This is a genomic window from Streptomyces sp. LUP30, assembly GCF_001746365.1.
Lineage (GTDB): Bacteria > Actinomycetota > Actinomycetes > Streptomycetales > Streptomycetaceae > Streptomyces.
Genome location: NZ_MJAJ01000007.1, coordinates 37,690 through 57,288, shown reverse-complemented (window position 1 = coordinate 57,288; position 19,599 = coordinate 37,690). Strand labels below are relative to the sequence as shown.

Sequence of the window (19,599 nt, the reverse complement as noted above, 5' to 3'; positions counted from 1 at the left end):
CGGGTCTCAGCCGCCGTGCCGCATGCGTGCCACCGCGCCCGCTCCACCGCCCTGGGCGACCCGCCCGCGCATCCCCTGCACGAACGCGGCGTATCCCTTCCCGGACGGGCCATCCCGCTTTCCGTCCCCGCGCCACCCCACCGACACAGTGGGCCGGCGATGACGCAGTGTCAGTTCGAGCCCGGCTGTGACGTCGAGCCGCGGACCACGAGGCTGGTGGGGACGATGCACGAGGGAGCGGCCTTCGGCGATCCGCGCACGTGGTCCAGCAGCAGACGCGCCGCCGCCTCGCCCATCTCCCGCACCGGCCGCCGGACGGTCGTCAGGGCCGGATAGGTGTACGACGCCGTCTCGAGGTCGTCGAAGCCCACCACTGCGACATCCTGCGGCACCCACAGACCGGCCTCGTGCAGTGCGGCCAGCACGCCGGCCGCCGAGGGGTCGCTGTGTGCGAAGACCGAGTCGAACTCCACGCCCTCCGCGCGAGCCCGCCCCACCGCGCCACGGCCGCGCTCGAAGTCGGAGTCGGTGTCGGTGTCGGTGTCGGAGTCGGTGTCGGAGTCGGAGTCGCCGGGGACGATGCTGCGTCGGCCGATCTCGATCCCGGCTTCGGCGTAGACATCGACGAAGCCGCCCAGCCGCTCCCGCGTACTGCCGAACCTCTCGGGGCCCGTCACCACCAGGGGACGACGGCGCCCGAGCTCCAGCAGGTGCCGGGCGGCCTGCGCGCCCCCCTCCCGGTCGGTGGTGGCCACGTAGGGGAATCCCGGCCGCTGGAAGCGATCGTCGATCAGCACGACCGGCAGCCCCGCTTCGTGCAGCTCCGCGATGTATCCCATGGCGTCCTCGGGCTCTGTCACCAGCAGACCGTCGAACGACTTGGCAGCGACCTGCAGACCGAGCCTGCGCAGTGACTCCTCATCACGGTTCCAGGTCAGCATGCGCAGTCCGAAGCCCTCGGTCTCCAGCGTTTCGACGACCGCCCGCACGACGCCGGGCCAGGCCCTGGCCCTGTCCGGGACCAGCATGCCGATCATCTGTGTGGTGCCGCGTGCGAGCCCGACCGCTCCGGCGCTCGGCACATAGCCCAGCTCCGCTATCGCCTTGCGGACCTTCAGGACGGTGTTCTCGTTGATCTCGCCTTTGCCGTTCAGCACTCGCGAGACCGTCGTCTTGCTGACGCCGGCCCGTGCGGCCACGTCGGCGATGGTGACTCCCATGCCACCTCCTCTCACTCCACACACAGGCGGATGACGTTCTCCCGCACCGAAGTGCCGAGGTGCGGAGATCGGTGGAACCGGAACCGGAGGCGACACCGGTACCGGAACCGGTTCCGGAACCGGTACCGGTACCAGTTCCGGAACCGGTTCCGGTACCGGTTCCGGCAGTGAAGCACCGAGAGGAGGGGCCGTCAACGCACCGGAAACCACTCGTGCACGGGGAAGTGCGAGGCAGTCGTCAGCCGTCCTCGGGAGCGGGGAGTTCGCCGGAGCCGCGGGCGACGTAGCGCGTGGCCAGCACGCGGTGACGGGCGGGGCCGGCCTCGCCCCCGAGCCGGTCGAACAGCAGGCCCGCAGCCTCCCGGCCGATGGCCCGGTGATCCTGGGCGATCACCGAGATGCCCGGCTCCAGCAGGTCGGCCAGGGGCAGGTCGTCGAAGCCGATCAGCGCCACGCGACGCTGCAGCCCAAGCGCCTGCAGGGCCATACGGGCCCCGACGGTCAGGAGATTCTGGCCCGAGACGAATGCCGTCGGCGCGTGGGGCAGGGCCAGGAGTCCACGGGTGGCCTCCTGGGCGGCCTCCGCACCGTGCAGGCCGCGCCTCACGAGCGAAGGGTGCAGGACGCAGCCCGCCTCGGCCAGCCCCTCCACGAACCCGGCATGGCGCTCTTCGGCAGTCCAGATCGAGCGGAGGTCCCCGAGGAAGGCGATGCGCCGGTGACCGGCCTCGTTCAGCCTTTTCACCGCCGCCCGCACTCCCGCGCGGTTGTCCACGGTCACGGTGTCCACCTGCGGCGCCGCGGTGCGGCGGTCCACGCACACGACGGGTGTCCCGGCGCGGCGGGCCGCGTCGAGGTCGGTGTCGTTCCGACCCGTGGGCACCACGATGAGGCCGTCGACCCGGCGGGCGGCGAAAGTCCTCAGCAGGCCGCGCTCCCGGACCGGGTCCTCGTCGGTGGAACCGGCCAGAAGCAGCAGGCCGCGCTCGGCGGCGGCGTCCTCCACCGCGCGGTGCAGCGCGGCCGAGAAGGGGTTGGCCGCGTCCTCCAGGACCAGGCCGAGGGTGCTGGTGCGGCGGTCGGCCCGGCGCAGGCTGCTGGCCGTCAGATCCTGGCGGTAGCCGAGCGACTCGGCTGCGCGCTCCACCCGTTCCGCCAGGTCGGGCGTGACGGGTTTGCCGTTGACGACCCGCGAGACGGTGGCGATCCCGACCCCGGCCATGGTCGCGACATCGCGCATGGTGGCCTGCCGCCGACCTGTGTCATTCTGCTCGCTGGACAACGATTTCTCCCGGGATCAATGGCACCGCGCAGGCGCGCCCATCCTCGCATTCAGGAGTTTCCCGCACAGGGTCTGGACTTCGGCGGCACGTTGCCCGTACGTTCTGCGAAACGTTTCCAGACATGGGCTGAAGCACCCTGCCGGTGTCGTGCCGCCCCTCACAGCCGGGCTCGCCTGTGGCCTTGGACGAGGCCACGGCGCAGCCGCCGCCCGTACCCCCGACACGCGTAGCCGCCCCGCACCCGGCACGCGTCGAGCGTCACGCGTCAGTCCCCCAAGGCCGAGACGAAGCCCGCACGCCTGCAAGGAGCGCCATGTCCAGAACACTTCGTCTGCGCCGCGGACTCCTGGCCGCACTGGCCGCCCTGTCCGGGCTCGGCCTGGTCGCGGCGTCTCCCGCCGTGGCCGACACGCTCTACCACGAGCCGTACCGCCCCCAGTTCCACTTCACCCCGGCCCAGAACTGGATGAACGACCCCAACGGCCTCATCTACTACAAGGGCAAGTACCACCTGTTCTTCCAGTACAACCCGTCCGGCAACACCTGGGGCAACATGTCCTGGGGCCACGCCGTCAGCACCGACCTCGTCCACTGGAAGCAACTCCCGCTAGCCATCCCCCAGGACGACAGCGAGATGGTCTTCTCGGGCAGCGTGGTGCTGGACAGGAACAACACCACCGGCTTCGGGACCGCGAAGAACCCTCCGCTCGTCGCCGTCTACACCAGCGCGCAGAAAGCCTCCGGCAAGCAGCAGCAGGCCCTCGCCTACAGCACCGACGGCGGCACCACCTGGACCAAGTACGACGGCAACCCGGTGCTCGACATCGGCTCGGACGACTTCCGCGACCCCAAGGTCTTCTGGTACGCCCCCACGCAGAGCTGGCTGATGGCCGTCGCCCTCGCCGACCAGCACAAGATCTCCTTCTACAGCTCGTCCGACCTCAAGCACTGGACCCACCAGAGCGACTTCGGCCCGGCCGGCGCCACCGGCGGGGTGTGGGAGTGCCCGGACCTGTTCCCGCTCCCCGTCGACGGCGACACGAAGAAGACCAAGTGGGTGCTGGCCGTCAACCTCAATCCCGGCGGCATCGCGGGCGGCTCCGGCGCCCAGTACTTCGTCGGCGACTTCGACGGCGAGAAGTTCACCTCCGACGACTCCGGCGCCACGTACACCCCGCCGAGCGGCACCCTCACCCAGGACTTCGAGTCCGGCTCGTTCGGCGACTGGAAGGCCACCGGCGACGCCTTCGGAGGCGGACCGGTGACCGGGGCGGTGGACGGGCAGTCGGAGGTCACCGGCTTCGAGGGCACGGCATTCGCCGACAGCTTCCACGGCGGCGACGCCTCCACCGGCACCCTGACCTCGCCCGAGTTCACGGTGACCGGCAACTACATCAACTTCAAGGTCGGCGGCGGCAACCATCCCCACCAGCCCGGCTCCGCCCTGGGCGGGCAGCCGGCACCCACCGGTGAGACCCTCGCCGACTTCGAGGGCAGCACCTACGCCGGCCCCATCGGCGACTGGACCACCACCGGCGACGCCTTCGGCGCCGGACCGGCTCAGGGCACGCTCCCCGGCCAGCAGCAGGTCACCGGCTACCTCGGCAAGGGACTCGTCAACACTTTCCTCGACGGTGATGCCGGCACCGGCACGCTGACCTCCCCGGCCTTCACCATCGACAAGAGGTACCTGGACTTCCTCATCGGCGGCGGCGACCACCCCACAGGTTCCGACACTCCCACCGCGGTGGAGCTCGTCGTGGACGGCAAGGTGGTGCGCTCCGCCACCGGATCCAACGGCGAAGCACTGAACTGGGCCTCGTGGGACCTGTCCGACCTGCAGGGCAAGCAGGCCCAGATCAAGGCCGTGGACGCCGCCTCCGGCGGCTGGGGCCACCTGAACCTCGACCAGGTGGTCCTCTCCGACACGCAGGCGAAGCCTCTCTCCGTCGAGACCGGCGTCAACCTGCTGGTCGACGGCGAGGTCGTCCAGAGCGCCACCGGCGCCGACTCCGAGAACCTCGACTGGGCCTCCTTCAACACCATGGCCTACAAGGGCAAGAAGGTCCGGATCCAGATCGTGGACGCCAACCCCGGCGGCTGGGGACACGTCCTCGCCGATCAGTTCACCACTGCCGACAAGCCCGCCCTGAACACCACTCAGCGCGCCCACTGGCTCGACTACGGCGCCGACTTCTACGCCGCCAACACGTGGACCGACGCCCCCGGCGGCCGCCGCGTCATGACCGCCTGGATGAACAACTGGAACTACGGGCAGGCCATACCGACCTCCCCGTGGCGCAGCGCCGACACGTTCCCCCGCCGGCTCTCCCTGAAGACCGTGGACGGCAGGGTCCGGCTGATCCAGGAGCCGGTCGCTGAACTCACCGCCCTGCGCGGCGCCCGCACCCGGGTGCCCGGCACCCGCGTCTCGAACACCACCACTCCGCTCCAGGTGCAGGGCGGCAGCCTGGAACTCCAGGCCGACCTCACCCCGGGCACCGCCGGCCGCTCCGGTCTGGACGTCCGCAGCGGTGGCGGGCAGCACACCCGCATCGGCTACGACGCCGCCACCGGCGAGGTCTACCTCGATCGCACCGCTTCCGGCGCGACCGGCTTCGACCCCGCCTTCGCCGGCGTCCAGCGCGCTCCGCTCGAACTCGGCGGCGGCCGGCTGAGCCTGCACGTCCTCGTCGACGCCTCGTCCGTCGAGGTCTACGCCCAGAACGCGAGCGGCGAACAGGTCACCCTCACGGACCAGATCTTCCCCGACCCCTCCAGCACCGGCGTCGACGCCTTCGCCGAAGGCGGCACCGCCACCGTCGGCATACAGGCGTGGCAGCTGAGGTCCATCTGGCCGTGACCGGACCCGTACGGCGCTGAACGCGACGGACACCAGGACAGGCGCGTCGCCCGATCCCCGTCACGGCCTCCGACCGGCCCCGCCGGACGGGACGAAGAGGGCGGCACCCGGGGGTGCCGCCCTCTTCGTCCCGCCGTCTCGGTTCCCGTCCCGGTCGGCCTCGGAGGTTCGACGACGGGGCGGGGAGCGGCGCCGGACGCACAGGGACGTTTCCGCCCCTGCGGACCGGCTAGTGGTCGTTCTGGTAGTAGTGCGTGGTCACGTTGCCGTAGTCCGGGCCCAGCCAGACCGCGACGCTGATCGACGTGTTCTCGGGGAGGTCGTAGATGCCTCCCTGCGAAGCACGGGCCGTGGCGCATGCGCCCTCTCCGCCCGAGGCGGTGAGGGTGTAACGGATGTGATACGCGCCGCTCGGGTACTGGACGGCGACCTGGGCGCGGGGGGCGACTCCGTCGGCGTCCGTGTCGCAGACCGAGATGACGTCGCCGTACTCGGCGACGTAGACCGTGCCACCCGGGTTGGAGTCCGAGGTGGTCCACGTGTGGTCCCAGCCACCGCTGGGCGGATCGACAGTCGCCGACGCCGAGGTCGCGTTGGCGAGTGCCCCGCCGGCGAGAAGGACCGTCGCGGCCAGGGCCGCAATCTTGTGGCGCATCATGTACCCCCTGTGTGTACCCGCTCGGGCAGTCCGGCGAGCCGTGGTGACCCTACGTCAGGCGGTCATTCTTTTCGATCTTATTTTCGCCGCCCCGTCGCGGGCCGTCCCGTTCCGCCGTCCCACTCGTTTCCCGTGCTTTGCACGCGTCCGTCGGGCGTGCTTGGCTCGCCCGATGAACTTCCTGTTGACGGCGAGCGGCCTGCGCAACGAGACACTGCGGGATGCGCTGCGGGACATGCTGGGAAAGCCGTTCGGATCGGCGAACGTCGTGTACGTGCCCACGGCATCGGTCGCCGAGCCCGGGGACCACGGGTGGTTCGTCGCGCACATGAACCTGCTGCACGGCCTGGGCTGGCGGGAGTTCGACGTCCTGGAGCTGAACGGCCTGCCCCGGCAGATGGTGCTCGACCGGCTGCTCCACGCCGACGTCGTCTACGTCGAAGGCGGCAGCCACTACCACCTCGCGCGCAGCATCACCGGCAACGGCCTGGCCGACGGCTTCCTGGAGGCGCTGGAGAACCGGGTCTACGTGGGGGTCAGCGCCGGATCGATGATCTTCAGCCGCCATCTCACCGGACATTCCGCCGACGTCATCGGGGACGGCGCGGACCTCCACGTGCTCGGCGCGACGACCGTGGAGCCGCCGTTCGGCCTCTTCGACTGGTACCTCAAGCCCCACCTGTACTCGCCGGACTTCCCCGAGCGGGACGACGCCTGGGCCGATCGCATCGCTGCGCGGGCGGACTTCCCGATCTACTTCATCGACGACGAGACGGCCGTTCGTGTCAGGGACGGCGAGGTCGATGTCGTTTCCGAAGGCCGGTGGCGGTTCCATCCGTGACGCGACCGGCGGTGGCCGGAGGAGCGGGCCGGTGACGACGAGGGGATTGCCGGTCCGCGGGTCAGGCAGGGGCGCCGGCGTCCTGCGCGGAGGCCGTGAACGCCTCGGGGCCCTGCTCCGCCGCAGCCGGGTCCATCCACATGACCTGCCAGCCGTGACCGTCGAGGTCGAAGAAGCTGCGTGAGTACATGAAGCCGTGGTCCTCGGCGCCGTCCGCCTCGGTGCCGCCCGCCGCGAGTGCGGCGGCGCTGACGCTGTCGACCTCGTCACGGGACGACACGCTGAAGCAGTACAGCGCCAGCGTGTGCGTGGTGGGATCGGCCATGGGCAGTTTGGCGAACTGCGCGAACTTCTCACGGCTGAGCAGCATGACGAAGGCGTGCTCGCCGACCAGCATGCAGGCGGCGCTCTCGTCGGTGAAGTGCGGGTTGAAACCGAACCCGAGACCGGCGAAGAACGCCTTGCTGCGTTCGAGGTCCGTCACGGGAATGTTCAGGAACAGCATGCGGCCGGGGTGTGCGGGGTTCGTCATGGTGGGTCTCCAGTCGGCGTCTCGACAGTCGGCGTCTTGATGGCGTACGTCCTGTAGACCGGCGCCGCCGGCGGAACTCATCGGTGGATCTTCGCCGGCCGCCGACCCGCCGACGCGTCGGCGGGTCGGCGGGTCGGCGGGTCGGCGGGTCGGCGGGTCGGCGGGTCGGCGGGTCGGCGGGTCGAAGCGCTCGCGGGCGGGAGGCGGGGTGGCCTGCGAAAGTTTTCGGCTTGTGGCAACCCTTTGCGGGTGCTGTGACCACTAGGCAGCGGATCCGGCCGGTTCCGGTCGCCGGGTCCGCCTTTCGCTCGTGAACAGGTCGCAAGGAGAACGCCTCCCCATGAACAACCCCACGAACGGCGGGCGCCGCGGGCGTCACCGTCGTCGCTGGACCGCCACCGCCGTGCTGCTCGGCGCTCCTCTCGCCGTCGTGCCGTATCTCCTGTTCGCGCAGGAGGACTCGCAGGCCGCGACCGTCGACGGCAGCGCCTACTACCGGCTGGCCTCCGTGCGCAGCGGCAAGGTGCTGGACGTCGACGGCTTCTCCACCGCCGACGGCACCCGTATCCAGCAGTGGACCGACCAGAACACCGCCAACCAGCAGTGGAAGCTCAGGCCCGCCGGGAACGGCTACTACGAGCTGGTGAACCGCAACAGCGGCAAAGTGCTCGGCATAGCGGGCGGTTCGACCGCCCGGGCGGCTGCCGCCGTGCAGCAGACCGACAGCTCCTCCGCCTCCCAGGAGTGGCGGATCGACGAGGTGAGCGGATCCGGCGCCGTCACGTTCACCTCACGCAGGAGCGGCCAGGTCCTGGACGTCTCCGGAGGCTCCACGGCCGGGGGCGCGCCGATCATCCAGTATCCGGGCCACGGCGGCACCAACCAGCAGTGGAAGCTGGTGAAGATGGCCGAGAGCCAGGCGTCCGGGACCGGCAGCGCGCAGACCACGGCCGCGGCCGGACCGTATGTGTGGAAGAACGCCCAGGTGGTGGGCGGCGGTTACGTCACCGGCCTGGTGTTCAACCAGAAGGAGAAGGGTCTGCTGTACGCGCGTACCGACATGGGCGGCGCCTACCGCTGGGACACCGGGGCCGAGCAGTGGATCCCGCTGACCGACTGGCTCGGCGAGAAGGACTGGAACCTGCTGGGCATCGACTCGCTGGCCACCGACCCCGTCGACCCGGACCGGCTCTACCTCGCGACGGGCACCTACACCAACGACTGGGCGGGCAACGGCGCGATCCTGCGCTCCACCGACCGGGGCCGTACCTTCCAGCGGACCGACCTGCCGTTCAAGCTGGGCGGCAACGAACCCGGCCGGGGGGCGGGCGAGCGGCTCGCGATCGACCCCGCCGACCACTCCACCCTGCTGCTGGGCACCCGCAAGAACGGTCTGTGGCGCAGCACCGACTACGGCGTGACATGGAGTCAGGTCTCGTCGTTCCCCGTCAAGGACGGCGCGGGCAGCGGCGCGGGCATCTCCTTCGTGACGTACGGCCCGGCCGGCAGCAGAACGGTCTACGTCGGCGTCAACGACACGTCCAGGCCCCTGTACCGCTCCACCGACGGCGGCAGCAGCTGGCAGGCTGTTGCCGGACAGCCCACCGGCCAGATGCCGCAGCACGGTGTGGTCACCGCTGACGGCTCGCTGTACCTGTCCTACAGCAACAGCATCGGCCCCATGGACGCGACGACGGGCTCGGTGTGGAAGTACACCCCGGCCGGCGGCGCGTGGAAGAACGTCTCTCCCCCGCAGGGCTCCTACGGGTTCTCCGGTCTGGCCGTCGACCCGCAGAAGCCGTCCACGGTGATGGTCACCACCCTCGACCGCTGGTGGCCCGAGGACGAGATCTACCGCACCACCGACGGCGGTACGACCTGGAAGGCGCTGGCGGACAAGTCGGCGCGGGACGCCTCCGGCGCGCCGTACGTCGGCGACCACACCGGGCACTGGATGACCGCGCTGGCCATCGACCCCTTCGACTCCGGGCACGCGCTGTACGGCACCGGCAACGGCATCTGGAGCAGCAAGGACGCCAATGCCTCCGACAGCGGTGGCACCAGTCACTGGGTCTCCGGGGCCCGCGGGCTGGAGGAGACCGCGCTGGCGGACGCGATCGCCCCGCCCGGCGGCGCCACCCTCATCACCTCCATGGGCGACCAAGGCGGTTTCCGGTACGGCGGCTCCCTGACCGAGGTACCCGCCGGACGGCTGAAGAACCCGCTGATGAGCAGCAGTACCGACATCGATTTCGCCCAGTCCAACCCCTCGATGATGGTCCGCGTCGGCCGTGGCGGCGAACAGGACGGCGCCTACTCCACCGACGGCGGCAGCAGTTGGAACGGCTTCAAGGCGGAGCCGGTCAGCAGCTCCCAGATGGGCCATGTCGCGCTTGCGGCGGACGGCTCCACCATCGTCTGGACCGAGGACGGTCAGGTCCCGTACCGCTCGACCGACAAGGGTTCGAGCTGGTCGAGGGTCAGCGGCCTGGGCACCGACGCCGAGGTCGTCGCCGACCGCTCCTCGGGCAACACCTTCTACTCCCTCTCCGGCGGCACCCTCTACGCCGGCACCGACGGCGGCGCGAGCTTCACCGCCCGGGCCGGCAACCTGCCCTCCGGCCGGCTCACGGCCGTCCCCGGGATCGCCGGGGACCTGTGGATCGCCGGCGGCGGCAAGGGGCTGCTGCACTCCACCGACGGCGGCCGCACCTTCACCACACTCACCACGGTGAAGTCCGCCTCCGCCCTCGGCTTCGGCAAGGCCGCACCGGGCGCCGATTACCAGGCTCTGTACCTGCTCGGGACCGTCAAGGACGTCACCGGAGTCTTCCGCTCCACCGACAAGGGCGCCACCTGGTTCCGCATCAACGACGACGCCCACCAGTGGGGCGCCATCGGAAGCGTCGGCGTCATCACCGGCGACCCCGACACCTTCGGGCGCGTCTACATCGGCACCAACGGACGCGGTCTGCAATACGGCGACCCGTCCTGACCTGATCCGACGCCGGAACAGGGGTCGCGGGCCGCACGGTGCGCGGCCCGGCGACGGCTGAGGGAACACGCTTCGTCCCGCACCGGCTCCTGCCGATCGCCTCGGCGGGAGCCGGTGCGGTCAGGTCCTCCGCGCGGTGGGTTACCGGCACGCGGAGGCCGGCCCGCTCACCGCAGGTTCGGTCGCCAGGAAGGCTCCCGGGCGGTGATCCATGCGCCCGCCGGAGCGGCCGGCGCCGTGGCACGGTCCCACGGCGCCGCGCGTGGCTCCCCGGCGCCCGGTGGACCGTCCTCCCGATGGGCCAGGCCGTAGACCACCGCGATCAGCGCGGCCAGTTCGTGTTCCCGGGGTGCGCCGCGGACCACCCTGAGCAGCGGATCCTCGCCGGTCACTGGGGCTGGTTCCCGTGTTTGCGGCTGGGCAGGGGAACGTGCTTGGCCCGCAGCATGGCAAGCGCCGAGACGATCCTGTGCCGTGTCTCGGCCGGGTCGATGACGTCGTCGACGAGGCCGCGTTCAGCGGCGTAGTAGGGGTGCATGAGTTCGCTCCGGTACTCCTTGACCTTCTGGATGCGCACCGCCTCGGGGTCTTCCGCGGCCGCGATCTCACGGCGGAAGATCACGTTGGCCGCCCCTTCCGCGCCCATGACGGCGATCTCGTTGATCGGCCAGGCGAACGAGACGTCGGCGCCGATCGAGCGGGAGTCCATCACGATGTACGCACCGCCGTACGCCTTGCGCAGGATGAGCTGCACGCGGGGCACGGTCGCGTTGCAGTACGCGTACAGCAGCTTGGCGCCGTGCCGGATGATGCCGCCGTGCTCCTGGTCCACGCCGGGCAGGAATCCCGGTACGTCGACCAGGGTGACCAGCGGGATGTTGAACGCGTCGCACATGGCGACGAAGCGGGCTGCCTTCTCGCTGGCGTGGATGTCCAGCACCCCCGCGAGCGCCGCCGGCTGGTTGGCGACGATCCCCACCACATGTCCGTCCATCCGGGCCAGGGCGCAGATGACGTTGGTCGCCCACGTCGGCTGGATCTCGAAGAAGTCGCCGTCGTCGACGACCTCCTCGATGACGGCGTGCATGTCGTACGAGCGGCTGGGGTCCGCGGGCACCAGGTCGTTCAGCTTCTCGGTGAGCCGGTCCGGCGGGTCGGTCGAGGGGACGCGCGGCGGCAGTTCCCGGTTGTTCGACGGCAGCAGCGACAACAGGTGCCGCAGGTCCGCGAGGCACTCCTCCTCGTCGTCGTAGGCCACGCTCGCCACCCCGGACACGGCGGCGTGCGCGTCGGCGCCGCCCAGCGCGTCATGGCTGATCGTCTCGCCGGTCACCGCCTTCACCACGTCGGGCCCGGTGATGAACATCTGGGCGATCCCACGCACCATGAACACGAAGTCGGTCAGCGCCGGGGAGTAGGCGGCGCCGCCCGCGCACGGGCCGAGGATCACGCTGATCTGCGGGATGACGCCGGAGTTGCGGACGTTGCGCTGGAAGATGCCGCCGTATCCGGCGAGTGCCGTCACGCCCTCCTGGATCCGGGCGCCGGCCCCGTCGCACAGGCCCACGATGGGAGCGCCGGCCGCCTCGGCCAGGTCCATCACCTTGTGGATCTTCGCGGCGTGCGCCTCGCCCAGGGCGCCGCCGAAGATGCGGAAGTCATGGGCGTAGACGAACACGGTGCGGCCGTCCACGGTGCCCCAGCCGGTGACCACACCGTCCGTGTAGGGCTTCTTGGCCTCCATGCCGAAGCCTGCCGCCCGGTGGCGGCGCAGGGTCTCGATCTCCGTGAACGACCCTTCGTCGAAGAGCAGCCCGATGCGTTCCCGGACGGTCAGTTTGCCTTTGGCCTTCTGCGCCGCGGTCGCCTGCGGGCCGGGACCGCTGCGGGCCTCGTCCCGCATCTGGGCGAGTGCGGTGACGCGGATCCGCATCGAGTCCGCCGGCCGCCCGTCATCAACGATGGTCATGCCTGCCCTTCCGATGAGTAACGCGCCGCACGGGCGAGCCCGATGCGGTGACGCTGGCATGTCGGCGAGCGTCCGCCGCAGCCCTACAGCACCGCTAGAAGCCAACTGGACCGCACCGTGGCCGGTTCGCGGCTCCAACACGGATCCACCGGTGCTCCAGAGCGGTCGCGGAGAGTGATGCCCGGACGCGTTGAATCGGACCAGGCGGCGGTGTGAGATGTCGGTGACTCCAGACGAATTCCGGGCCTTCTTCGGCTCGTTCCCCACGCCCGTGTCGATCGTGACGACGGTGGACACGGACGGCACTCCCCGCGGATTCACCTGCAGTGCCGTCACCTCGGTCTCGGTGGATCCCCCGCTGTTGCTGGTCTGCCTGGACCGGGCGGCACGCTCCCTTCCGCCGCTGCTGTCGGCGGGAGCCTTCGTGGTCAATGTGCTGGCCGACGGCGCCCAGGACGTGGCGCGGGTCTTCGCGAGCAGGTCGGAACGGAAGTTCTCCGGCGTGCGGTGGCAGCCGTCGGCGGCTGCCGGGGGCGCGCCCGTCCTGACGGAGCTGTCGGTCGGCTACGCCGAGTGCACGGTGATGCGGTCCGTGAAGGCCGGCGACCACTGGATCGTCATCGGCAGGGTGGAGGCGGCCGAGGTCTTCGCCCGGTCGCCGGTGCTCCACCAACGTGGCGTGTTCGGGGTCTGGTCCGGCGAACTCGCCCCGGTCCAGGGGTGATCCGCGAGGGGCGGACGGCGCCGCCCCGTCGGCGCCGTCCGCCCCTCGTCTCAGGCGTGGCAGACCGGCAGACCGCCGTGGTACTCGATCATCTTCCCGAAGAGCTCTCCGATGTCCAGCGGGTGACCGGGGGCCGCTCCCCGCTCCTCCGCGTAGGCGCGGTACAGGTTCGGCACCAGCCGCTCGGGGTCCAGCAGTTCGGCGTACTCGCCGAGGTCGGCCTCGCGGGCCACGTCGAGGGGGTCGAGGCCGGCCGCCACCCCCTCCTTGGCCAACTGCTGTACCCGGCGCAGGTATCCCTCGGTCACATCGAGGACCTCCGGCCCGGCGACCGGGCCGTGCCCGGTGACGAGGACCTGCGCGTCGAGGGCCCGCAGGCGGTCGAGGGCGGCCAGCGACCCGGACACCGAACCCATCGAGCAGAACGGCGTCACCCCGGCCATGACGAGGTCACCGGTGAACAGCACCCGTTGTTCCGGCAGCCAGACGACGGTGTCGTCGGTGGTGTGCGCCGGTCCCGGATGCACCAACTCGGCCCGTACACCGCCTATGTGCAGGGTCAGCCGGTCCTCGTAGGTCACGGTGGGCAGCACGAGACGCACGTCTCCCCAGTCGACCTCGGGCCACAGCGTGGTCAGGTGCAGCCCGGCTGCGGCCATCTCGGTGCGCGTCCGGTGCTGCGCCACGACCAGGGCCTCGGGGAAGACGAAATTGCCGAAAGCGTGGTCGCCGTGGAAGTGGGTGTTGACGACGAGCCGGGGCGCGGCCGGGGCGACCGACGACACGGCCGTGCGCAGCCGCCGCGCGCGCTCCTGCGTCGCGGCGGTGTCGATCAGCGCGGCCTCTCCGTCGGCGACGATCAGACCGGCGTTGTTGAGGCACCATCCGCCGTCGGGCTGTAGGTAGGCGAAGACGCCGTCGGCCACCTCCTCCAGGGTGGCTGCCGAGGGGTCGTGCCGTGCTGCGCTCATGGATCTCTCCCGTGGACGTCCTGGGGGCTGGTCGTGCACGGAGTGTCGCGCCTGCCTCTGGAGGGCCGGTCGAGTCCGCTCTGCCGGACGGCCCGAGCAGCGAACTCCCCCGGCACCAGTGAGATCTTCTTCAATTCATTGCGATACGCCGGGCTAGTATCGACTTTGCCGATCAGCCGGGGGGAAATGTGATACGGATCATGCTGGCCGAGGATATGCACATGGTGCGTGGGGCCTTGGTGGCGCTATTGAAACTTGAACCGGATTTCGAAGTGGTCGCCGAAGTGGAAAGCGGTGACGCCATCCTGGCGGTGGCGCTGCAAAAGCGGCCCGATGTGGTCGTCGTCGACATCGATCTGCCCGGTGTCGACGGGCTCACCGCGGCGGCCCAGTTGAGGGACCGGGTCCCGGAGTGCGGGGTGCTGATCCTGACCAGTCTCGACCGCCCGGGCACCCTGCGGCGCGCGCTGGACGCGGGGGCCCTGGGCTATCTGCGCAAGGACGCCCCGTCCGAGGAGCTCGCGGAGGCGGTGCGCAAGGTCGCCGCGCACGAGATGGCGGTGGGCAGCCAGTTGATGCACACGGCATGGAGCCAGGAGGACAACCCGCTCACCAGCCGTGAGACGGAGGTGCTGCGCTGGGCGTCGTCCGGGGCGGAGGCGCCCGAGATCGCCGCCCAGGTCCACCTGTCGGTGGGGACCGTGCGCAACTACCTCACCGCGGCTGTGACCAAGCTCAACGCACGTAATCGGCTTGATGCAGTGCGGATCGCGTCGGAGGCGGGCTGGCTGTGACCGACCGCTGGGCGGTGCCGACCGGGCAGCTGGCGATGACGTGGAACCTGCCCTGCGCGTCGACTTCGGCGGTGAGCGCACCGCCCAGTCGGCGCATCCGGTCGGCGAGGTTGTCCAGGCCCCTGCCGCCGACGAGCACCCGCGGTCCGCTCTCCCGTACGCCGTCGTTGGACAGGGTCAGCCGCACATGGCGGTCCTCCTCGCGCAGTCTGATGCTGCACCGGCTCGGCTCGGCATGCCTCAGCAGGTTGGTGACGCCCTCACGGAGCACCGTGGCGAGCGCGGTCTCGATCTCGCAGCCCCAGCGGCCCTCCTCGACCTGGAGGTCGGCGTCGATGCCGGCGGTGGCCAGCACCCGCCGTACGGCGGCGACTTCCTCGGACAGGGAGAGCTCCCGGTACGAGTAGGCCACCGTCCGCACGTCCGACAGGGCCTGGCGCGAGATGTCCAGCACTTCGCCGAGTTCCTCACGGGCCCGGTCGTTGTCCTTGACCAGCCGGTACGCGAGCTCGCTCTTGAGGGTGATGCTGGCGAGGCTGTACCCGAGCAGATCGTGCAGGTCGCGGGAGAAGCGCAGGCGCTCCCGGCTGACGGCCAGGTGTGCGCGCTCGCCCTGGTGGCGATGGGTCTCGCTGAGCAGTTCGGCCAGGCACAGCAGGCCGTAGATCATCAGCCCGGTCATCGCGGTGCCCACGGTCAGGCAGGCGATGTCGAGCATCGCGAAGCCCATGGCGACCGCCAGGGCGCCTGCTGCCAGCGGACAGAGGGCGAACAGGATCCACGAGAGCGGGGCGTCGACGATCAGCAGGGTGCTGCCGGCCACGAATCCGCCCATGCCGCCCCAGGCGGCGCTGAAGAGCACGACCGGGGCGAAGGTGAAGAACGCCTGGAGCAGAAGCGTCCATGCGCCGTATCGGGTGCGAATGCGGCGGCCCGGCTCCGCGCAGTGCACGAATTGCAGAACAAGGACCATGAAGAAGGAGACCAGACAGACCACGATGGTCACGGTCCCAGGATGGGTCGCCAGTAGTCGGAGCATGCCGGTCAGGCCGAAACCGGCCTGGGCGAGTGCGACGACAATCACCGGAAACCACGGCGACAGGTGGCGGTTCCTCACCGTTGTCACGTCGAATGCAGCCTCTGTTATTGCGTTCCCCCGTGCTATACCGCTCATGGACTCTCCTCAACCGACCACGCGGACAAGCCATTCGACGAGAAGCATACGTAGACGGGCCGCCCGGACGAAGGAAGTGTGATGCGTCACTCGGCGAAGACCCCACACCGCGATGAAAACGGCATCTCAGGCCTGAATCGGACGCCGGGAATCCGATTACCCATGGCGTCGTGAGACGTCGACACGGTAATCAATCCGGCCACTGTGGCAAGAATTGATCGAATGTTTTCGGATCACACAGCGGTGAAAGTGCGAGCCCCTCCGGCGAGGCGTTGATCATTCCCGTCCCGGCCACATGGGCGATGATCGCCTGGGCCAGCAACGGCGCCACCGCCCCGGCCGAGACCTGGGCCGGCGTGACGTCCCGCTGGAGCATCCGCGTGGTGAGCAACGCCTCCCGCCGGTGCAGCAGCACCCGGTGGCACGCCGCCGAGGAGAAGAGTTCGCCGGTGCCGCCCCGAACGGTCAGCGTGCTGCGGCAGGACAGCTTCACCGCCCCCTGCAACGGGGGCAGGACCGGCCGGAACCGGGCCTGACGGCAGACCGGGACGACCGACAGCACCGGCCCGTGCACGTCGTCCAGCCCGATCGAACGCACCACCAGGTGCTGCAACGGCCGCAGCGCCGCTGCGAGTGCGACGGGAAGGGCCGAGAGCAGATCGGTCCCGGGCGGCCCCTCGAAGGCCCCGCGTCCCGCGTCCACCGCGTTCTCCAGGGAGATCGGTCCGAGCATCATCCGGTCGAGCGCCCTGCGGACGAGCGGGTGGGGCGACGGCAACCTGACCCGGCCCACGGCGCTGCGGACGACGAGCACGCGCCCGCCCTCCGAGTCCTCCAGCACGGCGTCGTCGCGCAGCGACCACAGGGACCGGGGGCGTCTTCCGTCCACGGATGAGATTCCTTCAATTGTCAATCAATTCTCTTCGGTATCGCGCGATTTTCCCGTGCGGCGCGCGACGAGTTGCTCATGGCCTGGTCACGCGACCGAAAAAGAAAGGCCTTGCCGTCACGCGCCGCGTGTCAGATTCAAACACGCCTTCCGGTTGCATGAGTTCGTCACAAGGTGTCCGTGAACGGGTCACTACTTCGGCGGAGCCCCTCGTGCAATGCTCGAGAAGCACTCAGTCACCAGGGGCGTCGCCCATGACCAGGCCCCGCCCCGAAGAGAGGCTTCCACCATGGAAATCGAGATACTGGGTCCAGTTGAAATCCGAATGAACGGGGTGTCGATCGTTCCGAGCGCGGGCAAGCCGCGGCAGGTCCTGGCGCTGCTCGCGATCCGGGCAGGCCAGATCGTCCCGGTGACGACGCTGATGGAGGAGGTGTGGGGCGACGATCCGCCGCGCAGCGCGATCACCACGCTGCAGACGTACATCCTGCAGCTGCGGCGCAGGATCGCCTCGACCCTGCCGGCCGGGCACGGCGAGACCGCCAAGGACGTGCTGAGCACCCGGTTCGGCGGCTACAGCATCGGCGTACGGCCGGACGTCTGTGACCTGCAGGAGTTCCAGCGGCTCTCCGCGCAGGGCATGACGGCCCTGGACGTCGGCGACGCTCGGACCGCCTCCGCCCGGCTCGGACAGGCGCTGTCCCTGTGGCGGGGCACCGCGCTCCTGGACGTGCCGCTGGGCCGGGTGCTGGAGATGGAGACGCTCGGCATCCACGAGGCGCGCATGCGGGTCCTGGAACAACGGATCAAGGCCGATCTGCGGTTGGGCCGGCACGCCGATCTGCTCGCCGAGCTACGGGTCCTGACCACCCAGCACCCGCTGCACGAGGCGTTCGCCGGCAACCTCATGCTGGCCTTCTACCGGTCCGGGGCCGTCTGGCGGGCGCTGGAGGTCTTCCAGCAGCTGCGCAGGACGCTGGACGACGAGCTGGGCATCGTGCCCTCCCCGCGGCTGCGGCAACTGCATCAGGCGATCCTCGTCGGGGACCCGGCCCTCGACGTCCCGGAGTTCACGATGGACGCGCCCCTGTCCGTCGCCGCCGCCTGACCGGTCGCCGCCCCCGACCGGCCGCCGCGGGGCGCGGTGGCCCGGCCGGGACGGTCGCCGGTCCCGCGCCCGGCGGCTGCGGGCGCGGGTGAGGGCGCGGGTGAGGGAGCGGGTGAGGGAGCGGGTGCAAGAGCAGGTACTGACGCAAGTGCGGCTGCAGGTCGGGCGGTTCAGCCCATGTGGTCGTAGTCGACGACGCGGGAGCGCATCAGCACACCGTCGTCGGAGACCTCCAGCACGTCTCGCACGATGCAGCTGGGCCAGATCTCCGGTTCCGGCTTGCCGCCCGGACGGGTGCGCGCCACCAGGGCGTACACCGTGGAACGCAGGCTGCCGTCGGGCTGGGGGTCGAGCACGATCTGGTTGAACCAGTGCCGCCGCTGGACCGGTTCGTCCCGGAACCGCTCATGGAAGCGGACGAGTTCGGCGAGGATGCCCTGCCGTGTGCGGGCGGGCTCGGTGCCGGGGGTGTGCTGGAACGAGCCGTCCTCCGTGAACGTCGCGGCGTACTCCTCGAACCGGCCCTCGTCCAGCGCCTGCATCTGGCGGGCGTAGAACTGCTGGATCCGCGCGTACTCATGGGGCGGCACGGGCGTGGTGGTCATGGGCTTCCTCCGGTGCCAGATCAGCGAGGGTCCCACCGTGGACCGCCCGACTCGAAGGCCGCTTGAGCGCCGCTGACCCGGGCGGACGGCGGCGGTGTCGAGAACTCTTCGACCGCCGCTCAAGGACCCCGGCGCAGGCTCGGCCCGTTGGAGTGAACGCAGGTGAGGGAGGAAGCATGGCGGAGGCAGTCAAGCCGGTCGCGCTCGTGACCGGGGCCACCAGCGGCATCGGGCTGGAGATCACCAAACGGCTGGCCGGACTCGGCGCGCGCGTCTACATCTGCGCCCGGCAGGAGCAGCAGCTGGCCGCCACGGTCAAGGAGCTGCAGGACCAGGGACTCGACGTGGACGGCACCACGTGCGACGTTGCCCGGCCCGAGCAGATCCGGGCCGTCGTCAGGGCCGCGGTGGAGCGCTTCGGGCCGATCGACATCCTGGTCAACAACGCCGGCCGCAGCGGTGGCGGGGCCACCGCGGAGATCCCCGACGAGCTGTGGCTCGACGTGATCAACACCAATCTCAACAGCGTCTTCCTGGTGACCAAGGAGGTCCTCACCGCGGGCGGCATGCTCGACAAGGACCGCGGCCGGATCATCAACATCGCCTCCACGGGCGGAAAGCAGGGCGTGGTGCACGCCGCCCCGTACTCCGCCTCCAAGCACGGCGTGGTGGGCTTCTCCAAGGCGCTCGGGCTCGAACTGGCCCGGACCGGCATCACGGTGAACGCGGTGTGCCCGGGCTTCGTCGAGACGCCGATGGCGGAGCGGGTGCGCGAGCACTACGGAGCCATCTGGGGGGTCAGCGAGCAGGAGACGCACGACCGCATCACCACGCGTGTGCCGCTGGGCCGTTACGTGGAGACGCGCGAGGTCGCCGCGATGGTCGAGTACCTGGTCAGCGACGACGCCGCCGCGGTGACGGCGCAGGCGCTCAACGTCTGCGGCGGTCTCGGCAACTACTGAACGGGCCACGG

Annotated in this window: 17 protein-coding genes; 7 read left to right on the top strand and 10 right to left on the bottom strand. The window is 70.3% G+C overall.

The window, feature by feature from the left end; all coding sequences use genetic code 11:
• Positions 1 to 170 precede the first annotated feature (170 nt).
• Both BG482_RS08470 and BG482_RS08465 read right to left on the bottom strand, forming a co-directional pair.
• Positions 171 to 1,220 carry a LacI family DNA-binding transcriptional regulator gene (locus tag BG482_RS08470; RefSeq protein WP_069768287.1) on the bottom strand — a complete coding sequence of 350 codons (1,050 nt, stop codon included), beginning with the start codon at positions 1,218 to 1,220 and terminating at the stop codon, positions 171 to 173.
• Between the two features lie 238 nt (positions 1,221 to 1,458).
• Positions 1,459 to 2,460 carry a LacI family DNA-binding transcriptional regulator gene (locus tag BG482_RS08465; RefSeq protein WP_069768286.1) on the bottom strand — a complete coding sequence of 334 codons (1,002 nt, stop codon included), beginning with the start codon at positions 2,458 to 2,460 and terminating at the stop codon, positions 1,459 to 1,461.
• Positions 2,461 to 2,816: 356 nt separating this feature from the next.
• Between BG482_RS08465 and BG482_RS08460 the strand changes: the two genes are divergently transcribed.
• The gene (locus BG482_RS08460; RefSeq protein WP_069768285.1) at positions 2,817 to 5,366 is read left to right on the top strand and encodes a glycoside hydrolase family 32 protein; all 2,550 of its coding nucleotides are present in this window, start codon (positions 2,817 to 2,819) and stop codon (positions 5,364 to 5,366) included.
• Between the two features lie 229 nt (positions 5,367 to 5,595).
• Here BG482_RS08460 and BG482_RS08455 read toward each other — a convergent pair whose 3' ends face one another.
• Positions 5,596 to 6,024, bottom strand: coding sequence for a hypothetical protein (locus BG482_RS08455; protein ID WP_256096303.1), 429 nt, complete (start codon positions 6,022 to 6,024; stop codon positions 5,596 to 5,598).
• A gap of 172 nt (positions 6,025 to 6,196) precedes the next feature.
• On the opposite strand from BG482_RS08455, the gene BG482_RS08450 reads away from it, so the two are divergent.
• A complete protein-coding gene (locus BG482_RS08450; RefSeq protein ID WP_069768284.1) occupies positions 6,197 to 6,865 on the top strand; it encodes a Type 1 glutamine amidotransferase-like domain-containing protein in 669 nt (222 codons plus the stop codon).
• A gap of 61 nt (positions 6,866 to 6,926) precedes the next feature.
• Here the strand turns inward: BG482_RS08450 and BG482_RS08445 are convergent, their stop codons facing one another.
• The gene (locus tag BG482_RS08445) at positions 6,927 to 7,397 is read right to left on the bottom strand and encodes a VOC family protein (RefSeq protein ID WP_176741330.1); all 471 of its coding nucleotides are present in this window, start codon (positions 7,395 to 7,397) and stop codon (positions 6,927 to 6,929) included.
• Between the two features lie 340 nt (positions 7,398 to 7,737).
• On the opposite strand from BG482_RS08445, the gene BG482_RS08440 reads away from it, so the two are divergent.
• Complete coding sequence (locus BG482_RS08440; protein WP_069768283.1) at positions 7,738 to 10,392, top strand: RICIN domain-containing protein; 2,655 nt, start codon at positions 7,738 to 7,740, stop codon at positions 10,390 to 10,392.
• Positions 10,393 to 10,559: 167 nt separating this feature from the next.
• Here BG482_RS08440 and BG482_RS08435 read toward each other — a convergent pair whose 3' ends face one another.
• Together BG482_RS08435 and BG482_RS08430 are read right to left on the bottom strand one after the other, a co-directional pair.
• Complete coding sequence (locus tag BG482_RS08435) at positions 10,560 to 10,784, bottom strand: acyl-CoA carboxylase subunit epsilon (protein WP_069768282.1); 225 nt, start codon at positions 10,782 to 10,784, stop codon at positions 10,560 to 10,562.
• On the bottom strand, positions 10,781 to 12,361 hold the full coding sequence (locus BG482_RS08430; RefSeq protein WP_069768281.1) for an acyl-CoA carboxylase subunit beta: 1,581 nt from the start codon (positions 12,359 to 12,361) through the stop codon (positions 10,781 to 10,783). Before BG482_RS08430 ends, BG482_RS08435 begins: the two co-directional genes overlap by 4 nt.
• A 223-nt stretch (positions 12,362 to 12,584) precedes the next feature.
• On the opposite strand from BG482_RS08430, the gene BG482_RS08425 reads away from it, so the two are divergent.
• The gene (locus BG482_RS08425) at positions 12,585 to 13,085 is read left to right on the top strand and encodes a flavin reductase family protein (protein ID WP_370745762.1); all 501 of its coding nucleotides are present in this window, start codon (positions 12,585 to 12,587) and stop codon (positions 13,083 to 13,085) included.
• A gap of 50 nt (positions 13,086 to 13,135) precedes the next feature.
• Here the strand turns inward: BG482_RS08425 and BG482_RS08420 are convergent, their stop codons facing one another.
• On the bottom strand, positions 13,136 to 14,056 hold the full coding sequence (locus BG482_RS08420) for an MBL fold metallo-hydrolase (RefSeq protein WP_069768279.1): 921 nt from the start codon (positions 14,054 to 14,056) through the stop codon (positions 13,136 to 13,138).
• 200 nt (positions 14,057 to 14,256) lie between these two features.
• Here BG482_RS08420 and BG482_RS08415 point away from each other — a divergent pair, with 200 nt between their 5' ends.
• Positions 14,257 to 14,850, top strand: a complete 594-nt coding sequence (locus tag BG482_RS08415; RefSeq protein ID WP_176741329.1) for a DNA-binding response regulator — start codon at positions 14,257 to 14,259, stop codon at positions 14,848 to 14,850.
• Here BG482_RS08415 and BG482_RS08410 read toward each other — a convergent pair.
• Together BG482_RS08410 and BG482_RS08405 are read right to left on the bottom strand one after the other, a co-directional pair.
• Positions 14,792 to 15,856 (bottom strand): sensor histidine kinase, encoded by a 1,065-nt coding sequence (locus tag BG482_RS08410; protein ID WP_176741328.1) that lies wholly within the window; start codon positions 15,854 to 15,856, stop codon positions 14,792 to 14,794. The genes BG482_RS08415 and BG482_RS08410 overlap by 59 nt on opposite strands.
• Positions 15,857 to 16,214: 358 nt before the next feature.
• Complete coding sequence (locus BG482_RS08405; protein ID WP_069768276.1) at positions 16,215 to 16,913, bottom strand: hypothetical protein; 699 nt, start codon at positions 16,911 to 16,913, stop codon at positions 16,215 to 16,217.
• A gap of 325 nt (positions 16,914 to 17,238) precedes the next feature.
• Between BG482_RS08405 and BG482_RS08400 the strand changes: the two genes are divergently transcribed.
• The gene (locus BG482_RS08400; RefSeq protein WP_370745766.1) at positions 17,239 to 18,021 is read left to right on the top strand and encodes a BTAD domain-containing putative transcriptional regulator; all 783 of its coding nucleotides are present in this window, start codon (positions 17,239 to 17,241) and stop codon (positions 18,019 to 18,021) included.
• 170 nt (positions 18,022 to 18,191) lie between these two features.
• On the opposite strand, the gene BG482_RS43840 is transcribed toward BG482_RS08400, so the two are convergent.
• Entirely contained in the window at positions 18,192 to 18,626 is a 435-nt protein-coding gene (locus BG482_RS43840) for a nuclear transport factor 2 family protein (protein WP_069768274.1), read from the bottom strand.
• A gap of 176 nt (positions 18,627 to 18,802) precedes the next feature.
• Between BG482_RS43840 and BG482_RS08390 the strand changes: the two genes are divergently transcribed.
• On the top strand, positions 18,803 to 19,588 hold the full coding sequence (locus BG482_RS08390; protein WP_069768273.1) for a 3-oxoacyl-ACP reductase: 786 nt from the start codon (positions 18,803 to 18,805) through the stop codon (positions 19,586 to 19,588).
• Positions 19,589 to 19,599: the final 11 nt, after the last annotated feature.

Coding starts and splice junctions, on each gene's coding strand:
- BG482_RS08440 (WP_069768283.1), top strand. CDS start 7,738: ATGAACAACCCCACGAACGGCGGGCGCCGCGGGCGTCACCGTCGTCGC.
- BG482_RS08450 (WP_069768284.1), top strand. CDS start 6,197: ATGAACTTCCTGTTGACGGCGAGCGGCCTGCGCAACGAGACACTGCGG.
- BG482_RS08420 (WP_069768279.1), bottom strand. CDS start 14,056: ATGAGCGCAGCACGGCACGACCCCTCGGCAGCCACCCTGGAGGAGGTG.
- BG482_RS43840 (WP_069768274.1), bottom strand. CDS start 18,626: ATGACCACCACGCCCGTGCCGCCCCATGAGTACGCGCGGATCCAGCAG.
- BG482_RS08470 (WP_069768287.1), bottom strand. CDS start 1,220: ATGGGAGTCACCATCGCCGACGTGGCCGCACGGGCCGGCGTCAGCAAG.
- BG482_RS08390 (WP_069768273.1), top strand. CDS start 18,803: ATGGCGGAGGCAGTCAAGCCGGTCGCGCTCGTGACCGGGGCCACCAGC.
- BG482_RS08455 (WP_256096303.1), bottom strand. CDS start 6,024: ATGATGCGCCACAAGATTGCGGCCCTGGCCGCGACGGTCCTTCTCGCC.
- BG482_RS08415 (WP_176741329.1), top strand. CDS start 14,257: ATGCTGGCCGAGGATATGCACATGGTGCGTGGGGCCTTGGTGGCGCTA.
- BG482_RS08465 (WP_069768286.1), bottom strand. CDS start 2,460: ATGCGCGATGTCGCGACCATGGCCGGGGTCGGGATCGCCACCGTCTCG.
- BG482_RS08445 (WP_176741330.1), bottom strand. CDS start 7,397: ATGACGAACCCCGCACACCCCGGCCGCATGCTGTTCCTGAACATTCCC.
- BG482_RS08460 (WP_069768285.1), top strand. CDS start 2,817: ATGTCCAGAACACTTCGTCTGCGCCGCGGACTCCTGGCCGCACTGGCC.
- BG482_RS08430 (WP_069768281.1), bottom strand. CDS start 12,361: ATGACCATCGTTGATGACGGGCGGCCGGCGGACTCGATGCGGATCCGC.
- BG482_RS08400 (WP_370745766.1), top strand. CDS start 17,239: ATGAACGGGGTGTCGATCGTTCCGAGCGCGGGCAAGCCGCGGCAGGTC.